This window comes from Curtobacterium sp. MCPF17_046, assembly GCF_003224295.1.
Taxonomy (GTDB): domain Bacteria; phylum Actinomycetota; class Actinomycetes; order Actinomycetales; family Microbacteriaceae; genus Curtobacterium.
Genome location: NZ_QKLB01000003.1, coordinates 184,640 through 206,628 on the forward strand (window position 1 = coordinate 184,640; position 21,989 = coordinate 206,628).

At 68.1% G+C, this 21,989-nt stretch carries 31 protein-coding genes; 30 read left to right on the plus strand and 1 reads right to left on the minus strand.

What is annotated here, in order from left to right:
- Positions 1-42: 42 nt before the first annotated feature.
- The 7 genes from DEJ32_RS04115 to DEJ32_RS04145 all read left to right on the plus strand — a co-directional run bounded on the left by DEJ32_RS04115 (position 43) and on the right by DEJ32_RS04145 (position 7,857).
- Complete coding sequence (locus DEJ32_RS04115; protein WP_110900407.1) at positions 43-1,203, plus strand: hypothetical protein; 1,161 nt, start codon at positions 43-45, stop codon at positions 1,201-1,203.
- 263 nt (positions 1,204-1,466) lie between these two features.
- Positions 1,467-1,835, plus strand: coding sequence for a 30S ribosomal protein S12 (gene rpsL, locus DEJ32_RS04120; RefSeq protein WP_058728453.1), 369 nt, complete (start codon positions 1,467-1,469; stop codon positions 1,833-1,835).
- A gap of 5 nt (positions 1,836-1,840) precedes the next feature.
- Positions 1,841-2,311, plus strand: a complete 471-nt coding sequence (gene rpsG / locus DEJ32_RS04125; RefSeq protein WP_110824254.1) for a 30S ribosomal protein S7 — start codon at positions 1,841-1,843, stop codon at positions 2,309-2,311.
- 88 nt (positions 2,312-2,399) lie between these two features.
- The gene (gene fusA / locus DEJ32_RS04130; RefSeq protein WP_110900408.1) at positions 2,400-4,514 is read left to right on the plus strand and encodes an elongation factor G; all 2,115 of its coding nucleotides are present in this window, start codon (positions 2,400-2,402) and stop codon (positions 4,512-4,514) included.
- Between the two features lie 149 nt (positions 4,515-4,663).
- Entirely contained in the window at positions 4,664-5,851 is a 1,188-nt protein-coding gene (gene tuf / locus DEJ32_RS04135) for an elongation factor Tu (RefSeq protein WP_110824252.1), read from the plus strand.
- A gap of 143 nt (positions 5,852-5,994) precedes the next feature.
- Positions 5,995-6,972 (plus strand): DNA topoisomerase IB, encoded by a 978-nt coding sequence (locus DEJ32_RS04140; protein WP_110900409.1) that lies wholly within the window; start codon positions 5,995-5,997, stop codon positions 6,970-6,972.
- An 87-nt stretch (positions 6,973-7,059) separates the two neighbouring features.
- Entirely contained in the window at positions 7,060-7,857 is a 798-nt protein-coding gene (locus tag DEJ32_RS04145) for a DarT ssDNA thymidine ADP-ribosyltransferase family protein (protein ID WP_110889276.1), read from the plus strand.
- 78 nt (positions 7,858-7,935) lie between these two features.
- Here DEJ32_RS04145 and DEJ32_RS04150 read toward each other — a convergent pair whose 3' ends face one another.
- The gene (locus DEJ32_RS04150) at positions 7,936-8,733 is read right to left on the minus strand and encodes a TrmH family RNA methyltransferase (protein WP_110889275.1); all 798 of its coding nucleotides are present in this window, start codon (positions 8,731-8,733) and stop codon (positions 7,936-7,938) included.
- Positions 8,734-9,282: 549 nt separating this feature from the next.
- On the opposite strand from DEJ32_RS04150, the gene rpsJ reads away from it, so the two are divergent.
- The 23 genes from rpsJ (at position 9,283) to map (ending at position 21,831) form a co-directional block, all read left to right on the plus strand.
- Positions 9,283-9,591 (plus strand): 30S ribosomal protein S10, encoded by a 309-nt coding sequence (gene rpsJ / locus DEJ32_RS04155; RefSeq protein WP_110824248.1) that lies wholly within the window; start codon positions 9,283-9,285, stop codon positions 9,589-9,591.
- A gap of 14 nt (positions 9,592-9,605) precedes the next feature.
- Positions 9,606-10,259, plus strand: a complete 654-nt coding sequence (rplC, locus tag DEJ32_RS04160; RefSeq protein WP_110824247.1) for a 50S ribosomal protein L3 — start codon at positions 9,606-9,608, stop codon at positions 10,257-10,259.
- Positions 10,260-10,261: 2 nt separating this feature from the next.
- On the plus strand, positions 10,262-10,921 hold the full coding sequence (rplD, locus tag DEJ32_RS04165) for a 50S ribosomal protein L4 (RefSeq protein ID WP_110824246.1): 660 nt from the start codon (positions 10,262-10,264) through the stop codon (positions 10,919-10,921).
- Complete coding sequence (gene rplW / locus DEJ32_RS04170; RefSeq protein WP_110824245.1) at positions 10,918-11,217, plus strand: 50S ribosomal protein L23; 300 nt, start codon at positions 10,918-10,920, stop codon at positions 11,215-11,217. The genes rplD and rplW overlap by 4 nt, the downstream gene beginning before the upstream one ends.
- Before the next feature lie 18 nt (positions 11,218-11,235).
- Entirely contained in the window at positions 11,236-12,075 is an 840-nt protein-coding gene (gene rplB / locus DEJ32_RS04175) for a 50S ribosomal protein L2 (RefSeq protein ID WP_110824244.1), read from the plus strand.
- 11 nt (positions 12,076-12,086) lie between these two features.
- Positions 12,087-12,368, plus strand: coding sequence for a 30S ribosomal protein S19 (rpsS, locus tag DEJ32_RS04180; RefSeq protein ID WP_017885529.1), 282 nt, complete (start codon positions 12,087-12,089; stop codon positions 12,366-12,368).
- Between the two features lie 26 nt (positions 12,369-12,394).
- Entirely contained in the window at positions 12,395-12,787 is a 393-nt protein-coding gene (gene rplV, locus DEJ32_RS04185; protein WP_110824243.1) for a 50S ribosomal protein L22, read from the plus strand.
- A complete protein-coding gene (rpsC, locus tag DEJ32_RS04190; protein WP_110824242.1) occupies positions 12,787-13,593 on the plus strand; it encodes a 30S ribosomal protein S3 in 807 nt (268 codons plus the stop codon). The genes rplV and rpsC overlap by 1 nt, the downstream gene beginning before the upstream one ends.
- 2 nt (positions 13,594-13,595) lie before the next feature.
- Positions 13,596-14,015, plus strand: coding sequence for a 50S ribosomal protein L16 (gene rplP, locus DEJ32_RS04195; protein ID WP_110824241.1), 420 nt, complete (start codon positions 13,596-13,598; stop codon positions 14,013-14,015).
- Complete coding sequence (gene rpmC, locus DEJ32_RS04200; protein ID WP_110824240.1) at positions 14,015-14,335, plus strand: 50S ribosomal protein L29; 321 nt, start codon at positions 14,015-14,017, stop codon at positions 14,333-14,335. The genes rplP and rpmC overlap by 1 nt, the downstream gene beginning before the upstream one ends.
- Positions 14,335-14,619, plus strand: coding sequence for a 30S ribosomal protein S17 (gene rpsQ, locus DEJ32_RS04205; protein ID WP_110824239.1), 285 nt, complete (start codon positions 14,335-14,337; stop codon positions 14,617-14,619). Before rpmC ends, rpsQ begins: the two co-directional genes overlap by 1 nt.
- Positions 14,620-14,650: 31 nt before the next feature.
- The gene (rplN, locus tag DEJ32_RS04210; RefSeq protein WP_110824238.1) at positions 14,651-15,019 is read left to right on the plus strand and encodes a 50S ribosomal protein L14; all 369 of its coding nucleotides are present in this window, start codon (positions 14,651-14,653) and stop codon (positions 15,017-15,019) included.
- A 3-nt stretch (positions 15,020-15,022) separates the two neighbouring features.
- Positions 15,023-15,376: a 50S ribosomal protein L24 gene (gene rplX / locus DEJ32_RS04215; protein ID WP_110824237.1), complete on the plus strand. Its 354-nt coding sequence runs from the start codon at positions 15,023-15,025 to the stop codon at positions 15,374-15,376.
- Positions 15,376-15,966 (plus strand): 50S ribosomal protein L5, encoded by a 591-nt coding sequence (rplE, locus tag DEJ32_RS04220; protein WP_110824236.1) that lies wholly within the window; start codon positions 15,376-15,378, stop codon positions 15,964-15,966. Before rplX ends, rplE begins: the two co-directional genes overlap by 1 nt.
- A 155-nt stretch (positions 15,967-16,121) precedes the next feature.
- Complete coding sequence (rpsH, locus tag DEJ32_RS04225; RefSeq protein WP_110824235.1) at positions 16,122-16,520, plus strand: 30S ribosomal protein S8; 399 nt, start codon at positions 16,122-16,124, stop codon at positions 16,518-16,520.
- A gap of 6 nt (positions 16,521-16,526) precedes the next feature.
- Positions 16,527-17,063 carry a 50S ribosomal protein L6 gene (rplF, locus tag DEJ32_RS04230; protein ID WP_110900410.1) on the plus strand — a complete coding sequence of 179 codons (537 nt, stop codon included), beginning with the start codon at positions 16,527-16,529 and terminating at the stop codon, positions 17,061-17,063.
- Between the two features lie 2 nt (positions 17,064-17,065).
- Complete coding sequence (gene rplR / locus DEJ32_RS04235; protein WP_110824233.1) at positions 17,066-17,443, plus strand: 50S ribosomal protein L18; 378 nt, start codon at positions 17,066-17,068, stop codon at positions 17,441-17,443.
- Positions 17,440-18,252: a 30S ribosomal protein S5 gene (rpsE, locus tag DEJ32_RS04240; RefSeq protein WP_181419464.1), complete on the plus strand. Its 813-nt coding sequence runs from the start codon at positions 17,440-17,442 to the stop codon at positions 18,250-18,252. The genes rplR and rpsE overlap by 4 nt, the downstream gene beginning before the upstream one ends.
- Positions 18,252-18,437 (plus strand): 50S ribosomal protein L30, encoded by a 186-nt coding sequence (gene rpmD, locus DEJ32_RS04245; RefSeq protein ID WP_082517835.1) that lies wholly within the window; start codon positions 18,252-18,254, stop codon positions 18,435-18,437. Before rpsE ends, rpmD begins: the two co-directional genes overlap by 1 nt.
- The gene (gene rplO / locus DEJ32_RS04250) at positions 18,434-18,898 is read left to right on the plus strand and encodes a 50S ribosomal protein L15 (protein WP_110824232.1); all 465 of its coding nucleotides are present in this window, start codon (positions 18,434-18,436) and stop codon (positions 18,896-18,898) included. Before rpmD ends, rplO begins: the two co-directional genes overlap by 4 nt.
- 178 nt (positions 18,899-19,076) lie before the next feature.
- Positions 19,077-20,399, plus strand: coding sequence for a preprotein translocase subunit SecY (secY, locus tag DEJ32_RS04255; protein ID WP_110824231.1), 1,323 nt, complete (start codon positions 19,077-19,079; stop codon positions 20,397-20,399).
- Positions 20,396-20,986 (plus strand): adenylate kinase, encoded by a 591-nt coding sequence (locus DEJ32_RS04260; RefSeq protein ID WP_110900411.1) that lies wholly within the window; start codon positions 20,396-20,398, stop codon positions 20,984-20,986. Before secY ends, DEJ32_RS04260 begins: the two co-directional genes overlap by 4 nt.
- A gap of 14 nt (positions 20,987-21,000) precedes the next feature.
- On the plus strand, positions 21,001-21,831 hold the full coding sequence (gene map, locus DEJ32_RS04265) for a type I methionyl aminopeptidase (RefSeq protein ID WP_258368896.1): 831 nt from the start codon (positions 21,001-21,003) through the stop codon (positions 21,829-21,831).
- Positions 21,832-21,989 lie beyond the last annotated feature (158 nt).

Here is a 21,989-nt window from a genome sequence, read left to right on the forward strand (position 1 = left end):
ACGATTCCGGGACGAGCTGAACGACGGCGCCTTGGGGGACTCATGACGGACGCACCTGACGACTCGCGGGGCTGGGAATCGGTGCCGGGGGCGGACACTCTCCGCGGCGACCGTGCGCTGCCCGCGGTGATGACCGCCGGCCCGACCGCGTCTGCCCCGGGGTACGCGGCCGGTCGACCTCGCCGCGGACTCCGGAAGGGTGCGGTGATCGGCATCGTCGCCGGAGCCGCAGCGCTCGTGCTCCTCGTGGTCGCGGGCGGCATCGGGTGGTCGGTCGGGTCGGACAGCCACTCCGCGGACCGCCCCGTGCAGGCGTTCCTGCAGGACGTCGAGGGCGGTCGCCTCACGGACGCGCTCGACGCCGCCGGCATCGACCGCGACGACGACGACGTCCTCCTCACCGACGCCGCCTACGCGCAGGCGAACGACAAGATCACCGCCCACCGGATCACCTCGGTCGACCAGGGCGACGACCGCGCGACCGTGCACGCGCTGCTGACCCAGGCCGGTCGGAGCGTGCCGGCCACGTTCGAACTCGAGCGCACCGGGACGGACTGGGGTGTGTTCCCCGTCTGGGAACTGCAGCCGCCGTCCCTCGGCTCGGTCGAGGTCGTCGTGCAGGGACCGACCGACAGCACCGTCCGGGTCGCCGGAGCGGAGGCGACGACCGGTGAGCTCGGCGCGGTCGCACTGCGGGCGTTCCCCGGCTCGTACGAGGTGTCGTCCGAGGGCGGCAAGTGGTTCGCCGCCGACGCCTCGACGGCCGCCGTGCGGGGGTTCGGGACGCCCGGGACCCCGGTCGTGCTCGCCACGACCCTGACGGACGCCGGCCAGCAGGCCGCGACGAAGGCCGTCGACTCCTGGGTGGACGGCTGCGTCGCGGCCCAGACGGCCACGCCCGACGGCTGCAGCTTCTACGCCTACGGGGAGAACCCGGCGAACACCTACACGAACCAGAAGTGGACACTCGACACCAGGCCGTCGGTCGGCGTCGGCGACTGGTCCTCGAGGGGATGGCTCGTCGAGACCCGCGCTCCGGGGTCGGCGACGTTCACCGCGGAGTTCACCGGGCCGAGCGGTCGTGGGACCGCGACGGCCGGGCCGATCGACGTCAACGCGTCCGGCTGGATCACCGGCTTCGGGGACGACGGCGCCACCTTCGTCCCGGCGGTCGCGAACGGCCAGACCGACTCCGGCTCCTGACCGCCCTCGTCCCGCGTCCCCGGGCGGTTCTCGCCCGGGGCGAACGGGCCGCCGTCGGGCCCACCGTGGATTGATTTCAGCGGGCGTGGCGGCTAGGCTCTCCCGGGTGTGCGCCTTCGGGCGCGCCCAGATCCTGCAGGCCTCCGGCCTCCTGATCACTCCATCCCCCATCTCCCTCCGCCGTCAGGCGGTGGTCCGCGTGGGATGAGGAAGCCGACGGACCGCGTCGGCCAGAGAGCACGAGCGAAGAACCAGGAGAACAGTTGCCTACCATCCAGCAGCTCGTTCGCAAGGGTCGTACGCCGAAGGTCGTCAAGACCAAGGCGCCCGCCCTGAAGGCGAACCCCCAGCAGCGTGGCGTGTGCACCCGCGTCTACACCACCACCCCGAAGAAGCCGAACTCGGCACTGCGCAAGGTCGCTCGTGTCAAGCTCTCGAACGGCACCGAGGTCACGGCCTACATCCCCGGTGAGGGCCACAACCTCCAGGAGCACTCGATGGTGCTCGTCCGCGGCGGTCGTGTGAAGGACCTCCCGGGTGTGCGCTACAAGATCATCCGTGGTGCCCTGGACACCCAGGCCGTCAAGAACCGTAAGCAGGCCCGCAGCCGCTACGGTGCGAAGAAGGGTTGAGTTAGATGCCTCGTAAGGGTCCCGCCCCGAAGCGCCCCGTCGTCGCCGATCCGGTCTACGGCGCCCCCGTCGTCAGCCAGCTCGTCAACAAGATCCTCCTCGACGGCAAGAAGGGCCTCGCCGAGCGCATCGTCTACGACGCACTCGAAGGGGTCTCCTCCAAGAACGGCCAGGACGCCGTCACGACGCTCAAGAAGGCGCTCGACAACGTCCGTCCGACCCTCGAGGTCCGCAGCCGCCGCGTCGGTGGCTCGACCTACCAGGTCCCGGTCGAGGTCAAGCCGCACCGTGCGAACACGCTCGCGCTGCGCTGGCTGACCTCGTACGCCAAGGCCCGTCGCGAGAAGACGATGACCGAGCGTCTCATGAACGAGATCCTCGACGCGTCGAACGGTCTCGGTGCCGCGGTCAAGCGCCGTGAGGACACCCACAAGATGGCCGAGTCGAACAAGGCCTTCGCGCACTACCGCTGGTAGTCATCCGGCACCGTCCGGGTGCCTCGGTCAACAGCCGCGGCACCCGGACGGCCGCCACCCTCTCCTACAACTCTCTCGGAGGAACCCTGTGGCACAGGACGTGCTCACCGACCTGAACAAGGTCCGCAACATCGGCATCATGGCGCACATCGACGCCGGCAAGACCACGACCACCGAGCGCATCCTGTTCTACACGGGCATCACGCACAAGATCGGTGAAGTCCACGACGGCGCAGCCACCATGGACTGGATGGCGCAGGAGCAGGAGCGCGGCATCACGATCACGTCGGCCGCGACGACGTGCTTCTGGGACAACAACCAGATCAACATCATCGACACCCCGGGTCACGTGGACTTCACGGTCGAGGTGGAGCGTTCGCTCCGCGTCCTCGACGGTGCGGTCGCCGTCTTCGACGGCAAGGAGGGCGTCGAGCCCCAGTCCGAGACCGTGTGGCGTCAGGCGGACAAGTACAACGTCCCGCGCATCTGCTTCGTCAACAAGATGGACAAGCTCGGTGCGGACTTCTACTTCACCGTCGACACGATCGTCAACCGCCTCGGTGCGGAGCCGCTCGTGCTCCAGCTCCCGATCGGTGCCGAGAACGACTTCGTCGGCGTCATCGACCTGATCGAGATGCACGCCAAGGTCTGGCCGGGCGATGCCAAGGGTGACGTCACCATGGGCGCCCAGTACGAGGTCCAGGAGATCCCCGCGGACCTCAAGGACCGTGCCGAGGAGTACCGCGCGAAGCTCGTCGAGCGTGTCGCGGAGACCGACGACGCACTGCTCGAGAAGTACTTCGGTGGCGAAGAGCTCTCCAAGGACGAGATCAAGGCCGCGATCCGCAAGCTGACGATCAACTCCGAGGTGTACCCGATCCTCTGCGGCTCGGCGTTCAAGAACCGTGGCGTGCAGCCGATGCTCGACGCGGTCATCGACTACCTGCCGTCGCCCCTCGACGTCCCGCCGATGATCGGCCACGACGTCAAGGACGAAGAGGTCGAGATCATCCGCAAGCCGGAGGCATCCGAGCCCTTCTCGGCGCTCGCGTTCAAGGTCGCGGTGCACCCGTTCTTCGGTCGCCTCACCTACGTCCGCGTGTACTCCGGTCACATCGACTCCGGTGCCCAGGTCATCAACTCGACCAAGGGCAAGAAGGAGCGCATCGGCAAGATCTTCCAGATGCACTCCAACAAGGAGAACCCGGTCGACTCGGTCACCGCCGGTCACATCTACGCGGTCATCGGCCTCAAGGACACGACCACGGGTGACACCCTGTGCGACCCGTCGAACCAGGTCGTCCTCGAGTCGATGACGTTCCCGGAGCCGGTCATCGAGGTCGCGATCGAGCCGAACACCAAGGCCGACCAGGAGAAGCTCTCCACCGCGATCCAGAAGCTCGCCGAAGAGGACCCGACGTTCCGCGTCGAGCTCAACGCCGAGACCGGTCAGACGACGATCAAGGGCATGGGCGAGCTCCACCTCGACATCCTCGTCGACCGCATGAAGCGCGAGTTCAAGGTCGAGGCGAACGTCGGCAAGCCGCAGGTGGCCTACCGCGAGACCCTGACCAAGGTCGTCGAGCGCTACGACTACACCCACAAGAAGCAGACCGGTGGTTCCGGTCAGTTCGCGAAGGTGCAGATCGCGCTCGAGCCGATGCCCGTCACCGCCGAGAAGGTGTACGAGTTCGAGAACGCCGTCACCGGTGGTCGCGTCCCGCGCGAGTACATCCCGTCGGTCGACGCCGGTATCCAGGACGCGATGCAGGTGGGCGTGCTCGCCGGCTTCCCGACCGTGGGTGTCAAGGCGATCCTCAAGGACGGCGCGGCGCACGAGGTCGACTCGTCCGAGATGGCGTTCAAGATCGCCGGTTCGATCGCGTACAAGGAAGCGGCCCGCAAGGCCGGTCCGGTGCTGCTCGAGCCGATCATGGCCGTCGAGGTCCGTACGCCCGAGGAGTACATGGGCGACGTCATCGGCGACCTGAACTCGCGTCGCGGTCAGATCTCCGAGATGACCGATGCGTCGGGCGTCAAGGTGGTCCGCGCGAGCGTCCCGCTGTCCGAGATGTTCGGGTACGTGGGCGACCTGCGCTCCAAGACCTCTGGTCGTGCTGTCTTCTCCATGGTGTTCGAGACCTACAACGAGGTCCCGCGCAACGTGGCGGACGAGATCATCCAGAAGAGCACCGGGGCCTGACGCTCCCGCGTCATCCCCAGGCGAGGGTGCCCGGCGACGGGCCCCTCGTCACCAAGTAAAGTAGAGACACACACACCGCGCGCCAACAGCGCAGGGCCGACCAAGGTCCTGCCGGGGGCGACGCATCCGAGTCCTGAGGAGGACCCACAGTGGCCAAGGCCAAGTTCGAGCGGACCAAGCCGCACGTCAACATCGGAACCATCGGTCACGTCGACCACGGCAAGACCACGCTCACGGCGGCGATCACCAAGGTTCTGCACGACCAGTACCCGGACCTCAACGAGGCCCGTGACTTCGCGCAGATCGACAACGCTCCCGAAGAGCGCCAGCGCGGCATCACGATCAACATCTCGCACGTCGAGTACCAGACCGACAAGCGCCACTACGCGCACGTCGACGCTCCTGGTCACGCCGACTACGTGAAGAACATGATCACCGGTGCGGCCCAGATGGACGGCGCGATCCTCGTGGTCGCCGCCACCGACGGTCCGATGCCCCAGACGCGTGAGCACGTCCTGCTCGCCCGTCAGGTCGGCGTCCCCTACATCGTCGTCGCCCTCAACAAGGCCGACATGGTGGACGACGAGGAGATCCTGGAGCTCGTCGAGCTCGAGGTCCGCGAGCTCCTCGGCTCGCAGGAGTTCGACGAGGACGCCCCCGTCGTGCAGGTCTCGGCGCTCAAGGCGCTCGAGGGCGACGAGAAGTGGGTCAAGTCCGTCCAGGACCTGATGTCCGCCGTCGACGAGAACGTCCCGGACCCGGTGCGCGCCACCGACCAGCCGTTCCTCATGCCGATCGAGGACGTCTTCACGATCACCGGTCGTGGAACCGTCGTCACCGGTCGTGTCGAGCGCGGTGAGCTCGACATCAACTCCGAGGTCGAGATCGTCGGCATCAAGGCGACCCAGAAGACCACGGTCACGGGCATCGAGATGTTCCGCAAGCTGCTGGACAAGGCAGTCGCCGGTGACAACACCGGTCTGCTCATCCGTGGCCTCAAGCGCGAGGACGTCGAGCGCGGCCAGGTCGTCGTGAAGCCGGGTTCGGTCACGCCGCACACCGAGTTCACCGCGAACGCGTACATCCTGAACAAGGAAGAGGGCGGTCGTCACAACCCGTTCTACGCGAACTACCGTCCGCAGTTCTACTTCCGCACCACGGACGTCACCGGCGTCATCACGCTGCCCGAGGGCACCGAGATGGTCATGCCCGGTGACACCGTCGCCATGACCGTCGAGCTGATCCAGCCGATCGCCATGGAGGAGGGCCTCCGCTTCGCCATCCGTGAGGGTGGTCGTACGGTCGGCGCCGGTACGGTCGAGAAGATCATCAAGTAACTCCGGTTGCTCCACGAGAGCGGGGTCGGGCCTTCGGGTCCGGCCCCGCTCTTCGTCGTCTGCGCACCGGGCGAGGCGGCAGAGGGCGCCCGTGGGGTACGTTCCTGCAGCGTCCGGCAGCGCCGAGGGTGTTGCATCGGGTCGTGACACGTCTGCGCCGTTCCTCGACCAAGGGTCGCGGGTACCACCGCGTCCGCAGCGGCAAGGGCTTCTCCTACCGCGACCCGTACGGCACCACGGTCTCCGACCCGGAGGTGCGTCAGCGGCTCGAGGACCTCGTCATCCCGCCCGCGTGGGACGACGTCTGGATCTCGCCGTACGAGAACGGCCACATCCTGGCCACCGGCATCGACGGTGCCGGTCGCCGGCAGTACATGTACCACCCGTCGTGGCGCGACCGGATGGACAAGATCAAGTACGACCGGGCCCTCGCGCTGGCCGAGTCGCTCCCGGCCGCCCGGCGGATGGTGACCCAGGACCTGCGCCGACCGGACCCGGACCGCCGTCGCGCACTGGCCGCAGCCTTCCGGATGCTCGACCAGGGCTCGCTCCGCGTCGGGTCGGAGCGGTACGCCACGGAGCACGGCAGCCACGGCCTGTCGACACTCCTCTGCTCGCATGCCCACATCTCCGGGGACGACATCGAGCTCGGCTTCCCCGGCAAGAGCCACCAGGCGTGGTCCTCGACGATCCACGACGCCGACCTCGCCCGTGTCCTGGTGGGGATGAAACGGCGGGGGGCGAACGCTCGGCTGCTCTCCTTCCGCGAGCGGCGGGGGGACGAGTGGCAACCGGTGACCGCGGAGGAGATCAACGCCTACGTGAAGGAGCGTGCCGGGGATGAGTTCACGGCGAAGGACTTCCGCACGTTGCACGGCACGGTCGCGGCCGCGGTCGACCTGGCCCAGACCGGTGTCCTGTCGAGTCAGGCGAAGCGCAAGAAGGCGATCTCGCACGCGGTGAAGGCCGCCAGCGAGGTCCTCGGCAACACGCCGACCGTCGCCCGCCAGAGCTACATCGACCCCCGGTTGCTCGATGCGTACGAGCACGGCGAGACCATCGACCCGGCCCGGTTGCACGCCGCCGAGTCCGAGGTCCGGGCCCTGCTCTACCGGCAGTGACGTGATCGGTCGCCCGCGGTTCCCGGATGACGTAGCGTTGGTCGTCGTGCCCGCCCACCCCACGAGGCACGGAAGGACCCATCAGTCGTGACCGACGAGTGCATCCACGGTTTCCCCATCGAGCTCTGCGACATCTGCTCCCCACGGCAGCGTGACCCGGAGACCATCACCAAGACCCCGACGCCACGACGCACGCGTGTGACGACGTCGTTGCGGTCCGCCCCGACGAACGCCAACGGGAAGGCCGTCGAGCCGACGTTGCCCGCCACCCGCGACTTCGCGGCGCTGCGTGCGCACCACGTCACGCACGTCGACAACCTCGCCTCGATCGTCGCCGAGGGCGCGATCCTCGCCGCCGACCGCGCGACGCCCTCCGTCGACGTCAGCTCCGCCGCCACCCGGGAGGCCCGTGGCGCGGCGCTCGCACCCGACGGTTCCAGCGTGGCCGGGCACGTGCCCTTCACGCTCTCGCCGGACGCGCGGCGGTGGGACGAACTCCGCTCCGGCGCGGAGGAGGACCGCTGGTCGGACGCGGCCAGGCGCACACGTGCGACGGAGTTCGTCGTCCTCGTCGTCCCGACCACCGCGTTCGGTGCGTCGGTGATCCTGGCGGACACGGACGCCGAGGACCCGGACGTCCGCTTCGCCGTCGGCCCGGAGGCGGCCACGAACCTCCTCCGGCGCACCGACATCACGGACCCGTCCATGCACGGGGTCGAGCTGCTCGCCGGCCCGCAGGTGCCGCTGTCGTCGGTCGCGCTCGTGGGCGTGCCGAACGACCGCGTCCGGCAGCAGGTGAAGGCCGTCTTCGCCGAACAGGGCGGACCGTCGCCCCGTGTCGCGGTGTTCCCGCCGTGGTTCGTGCCGCCGCTCCCCGAGGACTGACGCCGCTCGCGACGCTCATGCCACGCAGGACGCCCCGGTTCCCCGAGTGGGAGCCGGGGCGTCCTGCGTGCCGTGTGGTCAGGGACGTCGACGGGACCGGGCGTAGAGCACGATGCCGGCGACGACGGAGACGTTGAGCGACTCCACCCGGCTGTCGATCGGCACGGACACCGTCTGCGTCGCGAGGTCCTGCAGGACGTCCGACGCCCCGGTCTTCTCGGCGCCGAGCAGCAGGGCGACGTCCTCGTCGAGGTCCCCGAGCGACTCGGGGGAGAGGGAGCCGTCCATGTCGACGTCGACCACGCGGAGCCCGGACTCGCCGAGCCACCGGGCGACGCGCTCGCGGGTCTCGAGCAGGACCGGCACCGAGAACACGTGGCCGCGGCTGGCGCGCACGACACGACGGTCGGCGATCGTGGGGAGGTCGCTGTCGACGAGCACGACGCCCCGTGCACCGAGGCCGACGGCCGTGCGCACGATGGCACCGATGTTGCCGACGATCTTCACGCCGTCCAGGACGAGCACGTCCCCGGTGCCCTCGGCGAGGGCGGAGAAGCGGGCCGGTGCCGGGACGTTCGCGACGCCGAAGACCTTCGGACGCTTCTCGGAGCGGAACACCTTGGTCAGGACGGCCGGGTCGACGAGCCGTACCGGCACCCCGTGCTCGGTGCAGAGGGCGGCGAGGTCGGCGGGGAACTCCCGGCTCGAGTCGCCGTACACCTCGACGAAGCGGACGCCGGCGCGGAGGGCCTGCACGAGGGGCTCGAGGTCCTCGACGATCGCGGTGCGGACGGCGCCGCGCGCCGGCTTCGCGAGGTCGGCGAGACGCTGCACCGCGGGGTCGGACTGGTCGGTGAGCACTTCGGGTTCCGGCATGCGCGAAGGCTAGCAGCGGCGCGGGACGCCGCCCCGGGAGCGGCCGCCGACCGACCGTCCGGCGTGCGTCGATCCGACCGCTGCGGGCGGGCCTCCAGGCGGTGGGTCGGGACGCTGAGGAGCCCGGGACGACGGACCCGGGAGGCCTGGAGGGCCGTGTCCGACACGCCGCTGCGATCGCGACACGCCCGGGTTGCACCGACGCGGGGCCTATGGGAGACTTGTCCGGTTCCGAAATTCCGCGGGCGTTCGCGCCCGCAGGGTCACTGCTCTGGCAGTGCACAACCCCCTTGTGAAGCAGGGCTGGGTTGGGCCGCAGGCAGCAGAACACGATCGTCATCCTCGTGCACCACGGCGCAGCTGTGCCGGGTGTGGGTGACGACATGTCCGCGCGGGTGGCCCAGGCCCTCGCGCGGTTGACAGGAGAACAGCGGTCATCCCCTCCGGGCGGAGCCGGTGGTTCACGTAAACAGCCGGGCACGCGACAGCGGAGTCCCGGCGGCGTCAGGCGGCCTGCGGGTGCGCGGCGCAGAGAGGACAGGAAAACACATGGCGGGACAGAAGATCCGCATCCGGCTCAAGTCGTACGACCACGAGGTCATCGACACGTCGGCCCGGAAGATCGTCGACACGGTGACCCGTGCCGGTGCGACCGTGGTCGGCCCGGTGCCGCTCCCCACCGAGAAGAACGTGATCCCCGTGATCCGTTCTCCCCACAAGTACAAGGACTCGCGCGAGCACTTCGAGAAGCGCACGCACAAGCGGGTCATCGACATCGTCGACCCGACGCCGAAGGCCGTCGACTCGCTCATGCGACTCGACCTCCCGGCGGACGTCAACATCGAGATCAAGCTGTAAGGGGGCTGGAACTCATGGCGAACTCAACCAAGACCGTCAAGGGCCTCCTCGGCAAGAAGCTCGGGATGACCCAGGTGTGGGACGAGAACAACAAGTTCATCCCCGTCACCGTGATCGAGGTCGGCCCGAACGTGGTCACCCAGATCCGCAACGTCGAGCGCGACGGCTACGAGGCGATCCAGATCGCCGCGGGCCAGATCGACCCCCGCAAGGTGAACAAGCCGGCCGCTGGCCACTTCGAGGCCGCCGGGGTCACCCCGCGCCGCACGCTCACCGAGATCCGGACGAACGACTCCGCCGAGTACTCGCTCGGCCAGGAGCTCACGGTCGACCTGTTCGAAGCGGGCCAGAAGGTCGACGTCGTCGGCACCAGCAAGGGCAAGGGCTTCGCCGGTGTCATGAAGCGTCACAACTTCGCCGGTGTCTCCGCCTCGCACGGTTCGCACCGCAACCACCGCAAGCCCGGTTCGATCGGCGCCTCCTCGACCCCGTCGCGTGTCTTCAAGGGCATGCGCATGGCCGGTCGGATGGGTGGCGACCGCGTGACCGTCCTCAACCTCACGGTCCACGCCGTCGACGCCGAGAAGGGTCTGCTGCTCGTCAAGGGCGCCGTCCCCGGTGCTCGTGGCCGTTCCGTCTTCGTCCGCACCGCCGTGAAGGGTAAGTGATCATGGCCACCACGACCGCAACCACGATCGACGTCCTCGACGTCACGGGTGAGAAGTCCGGCACCGTCGAGCTCCCCGCAGCGATCTTCGACGTCGAGACCAACGTCCCGCTGATCCACCAGGTGGTCACCGCGCAGCTCGCCGCCGCGCGCCAGGGCACCCACAAGACCAAGAACCGTGGCGAAGTCCGCGGTGCCGGTCGCAAGCCGTTCAAGCAGAAGGGCACCGGCCGCTCCCGTCAGGGTTCTGTCCGCGCTCCGGAGCACACCGGTGGTGGCGTCGTCCACGGACCGACCCCCCGCGACTACTCGCAGCGCACCCCGAAGAAGATGATCGCCGCAGCCCTGCTCGGCTCGCTCTCGGACCGCGCCCGCGGTGGCCGCATCTCCGCTGTGGAGGGCTTCATCGCGGCCGAGACGCCGTCGACGAAGGTCGCCCGCACGCTGCTCGAGAAGGTCGCGCCCGTCAAGAACGTGCTCGTCGTGCTCGAGTCGGGCGACGAGCTCACGCTCAAGTCGATCCGCAACCTGCCGAACGTCCACGCGCTCTCGTACGGCCAGCTCAACGCCTACGACGTGCTCAAGGCCGACGCGCTCGTCTTCAGCAAGAGCGCACTCGACGCCTTCATCGCGTCGAAGACCGCGAAGGAGATCACCGCATGAGCGGCTTCAACAAGGACCCGCGCGACATCATCATCTCGCCGGTCGTGTCGGAGAAGAGCTACGGCCTCATCGACCAGGGCAAGTACACGTTCCTCGTGGACCCCCGTGCGAACAAGACCGAGATCAAGCTCGCGATCGAGAAGATCTTCGACGTCAAGGTCGCCGGCATCAACACGCTGAACCGTCCGGGCAAGACCCGCCGGACCAAGTTCGGGATCGGCAAGCGCAAGGACACCAAGCGCGCCATCGTGACGCTCAAGTCCGGTTCGATCGACATCTTCACGGCTGTCGGCTGAGGACCAGAGGGATAAATCATGGCTATTCGTAACTACAAGCCCACGACTCCCGGTCGTCGCGGCTCCTCGGTCGCCGACTTCGCCGAGATCACCCGTTCGACCCCGGAGAAGTCCCTGCTCCGTCCGCTGCCGAAGACCGGTGGCCGGAACAGCTCGGGTCGCATCACGACGCGTCACATCGGTGGTGGCCACAAGCGCCAGTACCGCGTGATCGACTTCCGTCGTGCCGACAAGGACGGCGTCGACGCGAAGGTCGCGCACATCGAGTACGACCCGAACCGCACGGCGCGAATCGCGCTCCTGCACTTCGTGGACGGCACCAAGCGCTACATCATCGCTCCGAACAAGCTCAAGCAGGGCGACGTCGTCGAGACGGGCCCCGGCGCTGACATCAAGCCGGGCAACAACCTGCCGCTGCGCAACATCCCCGTCGGTACCGTGATCCACGCGATCGAGCTCCGCCCCGGTGGCGGCGCGAAGATGGCCCGGTCCGCCGGTGCCTCGGTGCGTCTCGTCGCCAAGGACGGCCCCTACGCGCAGCTCCGCCTGCCGTCGGGTGAGGTCCGCAACGTCGACGCGCGCTGCCGCGCCACCATCGGCGAGGTCGGCAACGCCGAGCAGTCGAACATCAACTGGGGCAAGGCCGGCCGCATGCGCTGGAAGGGCGTCCGCCCGACCGTGCGTGGTGTCGCGATGAACCCGGTCGACCACCCGCACGGTGGTGGTGAGGGCAAGACGTCCGGTGGTCGTCACCCGGTCAGCCCCTGGGGCCAGGCCGAGGGTCGCACGCGCAAGCCCAACAAGCCGAGCGACAAGCTCATCGTCCGTCGCCGTAACGCCGGCAAGAAGCGCAAGTAGGAGTTCCGAAGATGCCACGCAGTCTGAAGAAGGGCCCCTTCGTCGACGAGCACCTGCTCCGCAAGGTCGTCACGCAGAACGAGGCCAACACCAAGAACGTGATCCGTACCTGGTCGCGTCGGTCGATGATCGTCCCGAACATGCTCGGTCACACCATCGCGGTGCACGACGGCCGCAAGCACATCCCGGTGTTCGTCACCGAGTCGATGGTCGGTCACAAGCTCGGCGAGTTCGCGCCGACCCGCACCTTCCGCGGCCACGTGAAGGACGACAAGAAGGGCCGTCGCCGCTGAGGCGGCGACGAAAGAGGAGGAACGAAATGGTGGAGTCGATCGCACGCGTGCGACACATCCGCGTCACGCCTCAGAAGGCCCGTCGCGTCATCCAGCTGATCCGCGGCAAGCAGGCCCACGAGGCGCTCGCCATCCTGAAGTTCGCCCCCCAGGGCGCTTCGGAGCCCGTGTACAAGCTGGTCGCCTCGGCGATCGCCAACGCACGTGTCAAGGCGGACTCGACGAACAGCTTCCTCGACGAGCGCGACCTCTACGTGAGCAGCGTCTACGTCGACGAGGGCACGACCCTGAAGCGGTTCCAGCCGCGCGCCCAGGGCCGCGCCTTCCGCATCAACAAGCGCACCAGCCACATCACGGTCGTCCTCGCGACGCCGGATGAGGCCGAGGCCGCCGCGACGAGCAAGAAGGCGAGCAAGTAATGGGCCAGAAGGTCAACCCGTACGGCTTCCGTCTCGGGATCACGACGGACCACATCTCCCACTGGTTCGCCGACAGCACGAAGAAGGGTCAGCGCTACGCCGACTTCGTGGCCGAGGACGTCAAGATCCGTCAGTTCCTGACGAAGACCCTCGACCGCGCGGGCGTCGCCCGCATCGAGCTGGAGCGCACCCGTGACCGCGTCCGCGTGGACATCCACACGGCGCGCCCGGGCATCGTCATCGGTCGCCGCGGCGCCGAGGCGGAGCGCATCCGGAGCGAGCTCGAGAAGCTCACCAAGAAGCAGATCCAGCTCAACATCCTCGAGGTCAAGAACCCCGAGACCGAGGCCCAGCTCGTCGCGCAGGGCATCGCCGAGCAGCTCTCCGCTCGTGTCGCGTTCCGTCGCGCCATGCGCAAGGGCCTGCAGGGTGCACAGCGCGCCGGCGCCAAGGGTGTCCGCATCCAGGTGTCGGGCCGCCTCGGCGGCGCGGAGATGTCGCGTTCGGAGTTCTACCGCGAAGGCCGTGTGCCCCTGCACACCCTCCGCGCGAACATCGACTACGGCTTCTACGAGGCCCGGACCACGTTCGGCCGCATCGGCGTGAAGGTCTGGATCTACAAGGGCGACATCACGAACAAGGAGCTCGCTCGCGAGCAGGCGAACCAGCGTTCGTCCCGCCCCGAGCGTCGTGGCGGCGACCGTCGTGGCGGCGGCCCCCGTGGCGACCGCAACGAGCGCGGTGGCGACCGTCGCGAGCAGCAGGCCCCGCAGGACGCGCCGGCCGGCGCAGGAGTTGAGGCGTAACCATGCTTATCCCCCGTCGAGTCAAGCACCGCAAGCAGCACCACCCGAAGCGTTCGGGCCAGGCGACCGGTGGCACCAAGGTCTCCTTCGGTGACTACGGTATCCAGGCGCTCACCCCGGCCTACGTGACCAACCGTCAGATCGAGTCCGCTCGTATCGCGATGACGCGTCACATCAAGCGTGGCGGCAAGGTGTGGATCAACATCTACCCGGACCGTCCGCTCACCAAGAAGCCGGCTGAGACCCGAATGGGTTCCGGTAAGGGTTCCCCCGAGTGGTGGATCGCGAACGTCAAGCCGGGTCGTGTGCTCTTCGAGCTCTCCGGCGTGAGCGACGAGATCGCCCGCGAGGCACTGACCCGTGCAATCCACAAGCTGCCCCTCAAGGCACGCATCATCAAGCGCGAGGAGGGCGACGCATAATGGCGATCGGTTCCAAGGAGCTCCGTCCCACTGAGCTCGACACCTTCGAGAACGAGCGTCTCGCTGACGAGCTGAAGAAGGCCAAGGAGGAGCTGTTCAACCTCCGCTTCCAGTCGGCCACCGGCCAGCTGGAGAGCCACGGCCGTCTCCGTGCCGTCAAGCGCGACATCGCGCGCATCTACACCGTGCTCCGCGAGCGCGAGCTCGGCATCCGTGCCACGCCCGCCCCCGTCGAGACCGCCCCGAAGGCCAAGAAGTCGTCGAAGAAGGCCGAGAAGCCGGCTGAGTCGACCGAGGCCGAGACCGCCGAGGAGAACTGATGGCGACCGAAGAGAAGGACTCCGCAGCCCTCACCCGCGGCTACCGGAAGACCCGTCGCGGCTACGTGACGAGCGACAAGATGGACAAGACGATCGTCGTCGAGGTCGAGGACCGCGTGAAGCACCCCCTCTACGGCAAGGTCATCCGTCGCACGTCGAAGGTCAAGGCCCACGACGAGCTCGGGACCGCCGGCATCGGCGACCTGGTCGTCATCAGCGAGACCCGTCCCCTCAGCGCCACCAAGCGCTGGCGCCTGGTCGAGATCCTCGAGAAGGCCAAGTAGGCCTCGGCCCGCTTCGGAATAGGAGACAGCAGTGATTCAGCAGGAATCCCGCCTGAAGGTCGCCGACAACACGGGTGCCAAGGAGATCTTGACCATCCGCGTGCTCGGTGGCTCGGGTCGTCGCTACGCCGGCCTCGGTGACGTCATCGTCGCCACGGTGAAGGACGCCATCCCCGGCGGCAACGTGAAGAAGGGTGACGTCGTCAAGGCGGTCATCGTTCGCACCAAGAAGGAGACCCGTCGTCCCGACGGCTCCTACATCAAGTTCGACGAGAACGCGGCAGTGATCCTCAAGGCTGACGGCGACCCGCGCGGTACCCGCATCTTCGGGCCGATCGGTCGCGAGCTCCGTGACAAGAAGTTCATGAAGATCATCTCGCTCGCGCCGGAGGTGCTGTAAGCCATGGCGAACATCAAGAAGGGTGACCTGGTCCAGGTCATCACGGGCGCCACGCAGGAGCGTGGCGGCGACCGCGGCAAGCAGGGCAAGGTCATCGAGGTCCGCGGCGACCGTCTGGTCGTCGAGGGCATCAACTTCGTGACCAAGCACGTCCGCGTCGGTCAGACCCAGCGCGGTTCGAAGACCGGTGGCATCGAGCAGCACGAAGCCCCGATCCACGTGTCGAACGTCGCGATCGTCGACCCGAAGACCAAGAAGCCGACCCGCGTCGGTTTCCGCAACGAACAGGTGGAGAAGGACGGCGTCACCAAGACCGTCCGCGTCCGCTACGCCAAGAAGTCTGGTGAGAAGCTCTGATGACCGACACGACTGCCGCGACTGCTGAGAAAGTTCAGCCGCGCCTCAAGCAGAAGTACCGCAACGAGATCAAGGCGGCGCTGACCGAGCAGTTCGGTTACGCGAACGTCAACCAGGTCCCCGGCCTGGTCAAGGTCGTCGTCAACACCGGCGTCGGCGAGGCCGCGCGCGACTCGAAGATCATCGAGGGGGCCATCAAGGACCTCACGGCGATCACGGGTCAGAAGCCGCAGGTCACGCTGGCCCGCAAGTCGATCGCGCAGTTCAAGCTGCGTGAGGGCCAGGCCATCGGCGCGCACGTCACCCTCCGCGGTGACCGCGCGTGGGAGTTCCTGGACCGCCTGCTGTCGCTGGCGCTCCCGCGCATCCGCGACTTCCGCGGCCTGAGCGACCGCCAGTTCGACGGCAACGGCAACTACACCTTCGGTCTCTCGGAGCAGAGCGTGTTCCACGAGATCGACCAGGACCGCATCGACCGCGTGCGTGGGTTCGACATCACCGTCGTGACCACCGCGAAGACGGACGACGAAGGCCGCGCGCTGCTCCGCCAGCTCGGCTTCCCGTTCCGTTCTGCCGAGCAGACGGTCTAAGCTACTCCGGGCGGTGCGGGCCGGAGGAGTTTCTCCTCCGGCCCGCTCGCACGAAGTCACACCGATCCTGGGGAACCGCCCTGGGATCACATCGATCGTCGAGGTCGGCACTCGTGGAACGGGTGTCGAAACCGGACGAAGGACGGAAACGCATCATGACGATGACCGATCCGGTCGCAGACATGCTGACCAGATTGCGGAACGCGAACTCGGCGCACCACGACGCCGTCTCGCTTCCAAGCTCCAAGCTCAAGCAGACCATCGCTGACATCCTCAAGCGCGAGGGTTACATCAGCGAGTGGAAGGTCGAGGACGCCCGCGTCGGGCAGACCCTGACCATCGACCTCAAGTACGGCCCCGATCGCGAGCGTTCGATCGCCGGCATCAAGCGCGTCTCGAAGCCGGGCCTCCGCGTCTACGCGAAGTCGACCGAGATCCCCCGGGTCCTCGGTGGCCTCGGCGTGGCGATCCTGTCGACCTCCTCGGGGCTCCTGACCGACCGCGAAGCCGAGCAGAAGGGCGTGGGTGGGGAAGTCCTCGCCTACGTTTGGTGATCGATCATGTCTCGTATCGGACGTCTCCCCATCGACATCCCGGCCGGCGCGACCGTCTCGGTCGACGGCCAGAACGTCGCCGTCAAGGGCCCGAAGGGCGAGCTCTCGCTCGTCATCGCTGAGCCCATCCAGGCGAAGGTCGAGGACAACCAGGTCCTCGTCAGCCGCCCGGACGACGAGCGTTCCTCCCGCGCGCTGCACGGCCTGACCCGCTCGCTCATCGCGAACCAGATCATCGGCGTCACCCAGGGCTACTCCAAGGGCCTCGAGGTCGTCGGGACCGGTTACCGCGTGGCCGCCAAGGGCAGCGACCTCGAGTTCGCGCTCGGGTACTCCCACCCCATCACGGTCAACCCGCCGGACGGCATCAGCTTCGCCGTCGAGGGCAACAACAAGGTCACCGTGAACGGCATCGACAAGCAGCTCGTCGGTGAGGTCGCGGCCAACATCCGCAAGCTGCGCAAGCCCGAGCCCTACAAGGGCAAGGGTGTCCGCTACGCCGGCGAGATCGTGCGCCGCAAGGCCGGAAAGTCAGGTAAGTGATCATGGCCATCGGAACTCGTACTCGAGGCAAGAGCAAGGCGGCTGCCAAGGCGCGTCGCCACAACCGTCTCCGGAAGAAGATCACCGGGACCGAGACCCGTCCCCGTCTCGCCGTCACCCGTTCGTCACGTCACGTGTTCGTCCAGGTCATCGACGACGCCAAGGGTCACACCCTCGCCAGCGCATCGACGATGGAGGCCGACCTCCGCTCGTTCGATGGCGACAAGACCGCCAAGGCCCGTCGCGTCGGCGAGCTCGTCGCCGAGCGCGCGAAGTCGGCTGGCGTCGAGGCCGTGGTCTTCGACCGCGGCGGTAGCAAGTACGCCGGTCGCGTCGCCGCGATCGCCGATGGTGCCCGTGAAGGAGGGCTGAACCTGTGAGCGACATCGCGAACACCAACGACGACGCCGAGGCCACGACCGAGGTCGAGACGACCGACGCCGAGACCACCGCGACCGAGGCGAAGGCCCCCGCGGCCAAGGAGCCCGACGTCCCGGTCGTCGAGCGTCCCGTCGAGACCGCTGCGGGTTCGGCATCGAACAACCGCGACTCCGTCGACAACCGTGGCCGTCGTGGTGGCGGCAGCGGTGGCGGGCGTGACCGTCAGCAGGGTGGCCGTGGCGGCAACGACCGCAACGGTCGCGGCGGCGACAGCCAGTTCCTCGAGCGCGTCGTCACCATCAACCGCGTCTCCAAGGTCGTCAAGGGTGGTCGTCGCTTCAGCTTCACCGCGCTCGTCGTCGTCGGTGACGGCAACGGTCTGGTGGGCGTCGGCTACGGCAAGGCCCGCGAGGTCCCGACCGCCATCTCGAAGGGCGTCGAGGAGGCGAAGAAGAACTTCTTCCGCGTCCCCCGCGTCGGCAACACGATCCCGCACCCGGTGCAGGGTGAGGCCGCCGCTGGCGTCGTCCTCCTGCGTCCGGCCGCTGCCGGTACCGGTGTCATCGCCGGTGGTCCGGTCCGCGCCGTGCTCGAGTGCGCCGGCATCCACGACGTCCTGAGCAAGTCGCTCGGTTCGTCGAACACCATCAACATCGTGCACGCGACCGTGACGGCGCTCAAGCAGCTCGAAGAGCCGCGTGCCGTCGCCAGCCGTCGTGGTCTGCCCGTCGACCACGTCGTCCCGGCCCGTCTGCTGCACGCCGAGGCGGCCGCTCGTACGGCTGCGAACGAGAAGGCAGGTGCGTGATGGCGATGCTGAAGATCACGCAGACGAAGTCCGTCATCAGCGAGAAGCAGTACCAGCGCGACACGCTCCGCAGCCTGGGTCTCAAGCGCATCGGCCGTACGGTCCTGCGTGAGGACAACTCCCAGAACCGCGGGTACATCGCGACGGTTGCGCACCTCGTGAAGGTCGAGGAGGTCGACGCATGAGCGACGAGAAGAACGAGCGCGTCCAGATCCTGAAGGTCCACCACCTTCGTCCGGCAGCGGGGTCCAAGAAGGACCGCACCCGCGTCGGCCGTGGTGAGGGCTCGAAGGGCAAGACCGCCGGCCGTGGCACCAAGGGCCAGAAGGCCCGGTACCAGGTCAAGGTCGGCTTCGAGGGTGGGCAGATGCCGCTGCACATGCGCACCCCGAAGCTCCGCGGGTTCAAGAACCCGTTCCGCGTCGAGTACCAGCCCGTGAACCTGGACAAGATCGCGGAGCTCTACCCGAACGGTGGCGACGTCACCGTCGCGGACCTGGTCGCCAAGGGCGCCGTCCGCAAGAACGAGAAGGTCAAGGTTCTCGGTCAGGGTGACATCAGCGTGGCGATCACCGTCACGGTCGACAAGGTCTCGGCATCCGCCGAGGAGAAGATCGTGGCGGCGGGCGGCACCGTCACCAAGTAGTCCCCGTCGGCGGCGGCCCGCGCATTGCGCGCGGGCCGCCGTTACGGTTTCCTTGATGGCAGGTCCGGAACACGGCGTCGTTCGACGTGCGTGCCGGACCACGGGGTCGGCGCTTCCGGCCACGGGCGACCTCGCCCGGCTCGACCGGTCAACCGGTCACAGAAGTTCGGAGTAACTCGTGTTCAGAGCGGTCGCGCGCATCATGCGCACCCCAGATCTTCGGAAGAAGATCGGTTTCACCCTCGCGATCATCGCGCTGTTCCGCCTCGGCTCGTACATCCCGGCACCGTTCGTGGACTACGCCAGCGTGCAGGCCTGCCTGGCGTCCGCGTCGTCGTCCGGTGGCCTGTACGACCTGATCAACCTGTTCTCCGGCGGCGCGCTCTTGAAGCTCTCGGTCTTCGCGCTCGGGATCATGCCGTACATCACGTCGTCGATCATCGTGCAGCTCCTGCGCGTGGTGATCCCGCACTTCGACTCCCTCTACAAGGAGGGTCAGTCCGGTCAGGCGAAGCTGACGCAGTACACGCGCTACCTCACCATCGCGCTGGGCGTGCTGCAGTCCACCACCCTGATCACCGTCGCTCGCTCGGGTGCCCTCTTCGGCACGAGCGCCTCGGCCTCCTGCACGTCGATCATCTCGAACGACAGCTGGTACGCGATCCTCCTGATGGTCATCACCCTGACCGCGGGCACCGGCCTGATCATGTGGATGGGCGAGCTCGTCACCGAGCGCGGCATCGGCAACGGCATGTCGCTGCTCATCTTCACCTCGATCGCCGCGCAGTTCCCGTCGGCGCTCTGGGCCATCGAGCAGTCGCAGTCCTTCGAGCTCTTCCTCTTCGTCATCCTGGTCGGCCTGGTCATCATGATGGCCGTCGTGTTCGTCGAGCAGTCGCAGCGGCGCATCCCGGTCCAGTACGCCAAGCGCATGGTCGGGCGCCGCACCTACGGCGGCAACAACACGTACATCCCGATCAAGGTGAACATGGCCGGCGTCGTGCCCGTCATCTTCGCGTCCTCGCTGCTGTACCTGCCGGCGCTGATCGCACAGTTCAACCAGCCCTCGGACGGCTCCGCGCCGGCCCCGTGGGTGACCTGGATCCAGAGCAACCTGACCTCGGGTGACAACTGGTTCTACATGGTCCTGTACTTCCTGCTCATCGTCGGCTTCACGTACTTCTACGTCGCGATCACTTTCAACCCCGAAGAGGTCGCCGACAACATGAAGAAGTACGGCGGGTTCATTCCGGGCATCCGAGCCGGACGTCCGACCGCCGAGTACCTCGACTACGTCCTCACCCGGGTGACGCTGCCCGGTGCGCTCTACCTCGGTCTCATCGCGCTCATCCCGCTCGCAGCACTGGCGCTGTTCGGGGCGAACCAGAACTTCCCGTTCGGCGGTGCCAGCATCCTGATCATCGTGGGTGTCGGCCTCGAGACCGTGAAGCAGATCGACTCGCAGCTGCAGCAACGTCACTACGAAGGGCTCCTCCGTTGAGCGCACGCCTCATCATCGTCGGACCTCCCGGAGCGGGCAAGGGCACCCAGGCCGGCCGCATCGCGTCGGCACTCGGGATCCCCGCGATCTCCACGGGCGACATCTTCCGCAAGAACGTCGCCGACGGCACGCCCCTGGGGCAGCGCGCGAAGGCGCTCATGGACGCCGGCGAGTACGTGCCGGACGACCTGACCAACGCGCTGGTCCGGGACCGTCTCGCCGAGCCGGACGCCGAACAGGGGTTCCTGCTCGACGGGTACCCGCGCACGACCGCACAGGTCGAGTACCTCGACGCGCTCCTCGCGGAGCAGGGTGCGGCGATCGACCTCGTCGTGCAGCTCGTCGCCGACCAGGAGGCCCTCGTGGCGCGCCTGCTCAAGCGTGCGGGGGAGCAGGGTCGCGCCGACGACACCGAGGAGACGATCCGTCGTCGCCAGCAGGTGTACCAGGAGCAGACCGCGCCGATCGTCGCCGTCTACCAGGAGCGCGGACTCGTCGCCGACGTCGACGGTCTCGGCACCGTGGACGAGGTCGGGGACCGCATCGCGGAGGCCCTGACGACCCGCGGTCTCACGGCCGCCGTCTGACCGGGGCCGGTCCGGTGCGTCGGCGGAAGCCCTCCATCTACAAGTCGCCCGAGGAGCTGCGCGCCATGGTGCGCCCGGGTCTCCTCACCGCGCAGGCATTGGACGCCGTCCGGGCAGCGATCCGTTCCGGGACGACCACGGCGGAGCTCGACGCGATCGCCGAGCGGACGATCCGCGACGGCGGGGGCATCCCGAACTTCCAGCTCGTGCCGGGCTACCGCCACACGCTCTGCGTCTCGGTGAACGACGAGATCGTGCACGGGATCCCCGGTGCACGGGTGCTGCAGGCCGGCGACATCGTGTCGGTCGACGCCGGGGCCGAGGTCGACGGCTGGAACGGTGACAGCGCGTTCACCGTGGTCGTGCCCGGCGGCGACCCCACCGTGGCGGCCGCCCGGCAGAAGTTGTCCGACACCACCGAGCGCGCGCTGTGGCACGGTATCGCAGCGCTCGCGCACGCACGGAACCTGCACGAGGTCGGCTCGGCCGTCGAGGACGCCATCGACGAGACCGGGGCGTGGGGCATCGTCGAGGACTTCACCGGCCACGGGATCGGCCGGTCGATGCACGAGGAGCCACCGGTCTTCAACCACCGTGTCCGCGGTGCCGGCCCTGCCGTGCAGCCGGGCCTCGCGGTCGCCATCGAACCGATGGTCACCGCCGGCACGATCGACAGTTCGACCGACGACGACGAGTGGACGGTCCGGACGCTCGACGGGTCCGACGCCGCCCACTGGGAGCACAGCGTCGCGGTGCACGCCGACGGCATCTGGGTGTTGACCGCCGCCGACGGTGGGGCCGCCGGGCTGACACCCCTCGGCGTCACGCCGGTCCCGGTCCCGTAGCGCGCCTCCCGACCGCGTCTCGAGTTCCGGGCACGGAGGTCGTCCGGCCCGGCACCCGGTGCTCCCGTCGACGCTGCAGGACCTGGAACGCGGCCGACCCTGGTGACGCGGGACGGGCCTCCAGGCAGGACGTGGCTGGTTCGGTGCGGCTGCACCGC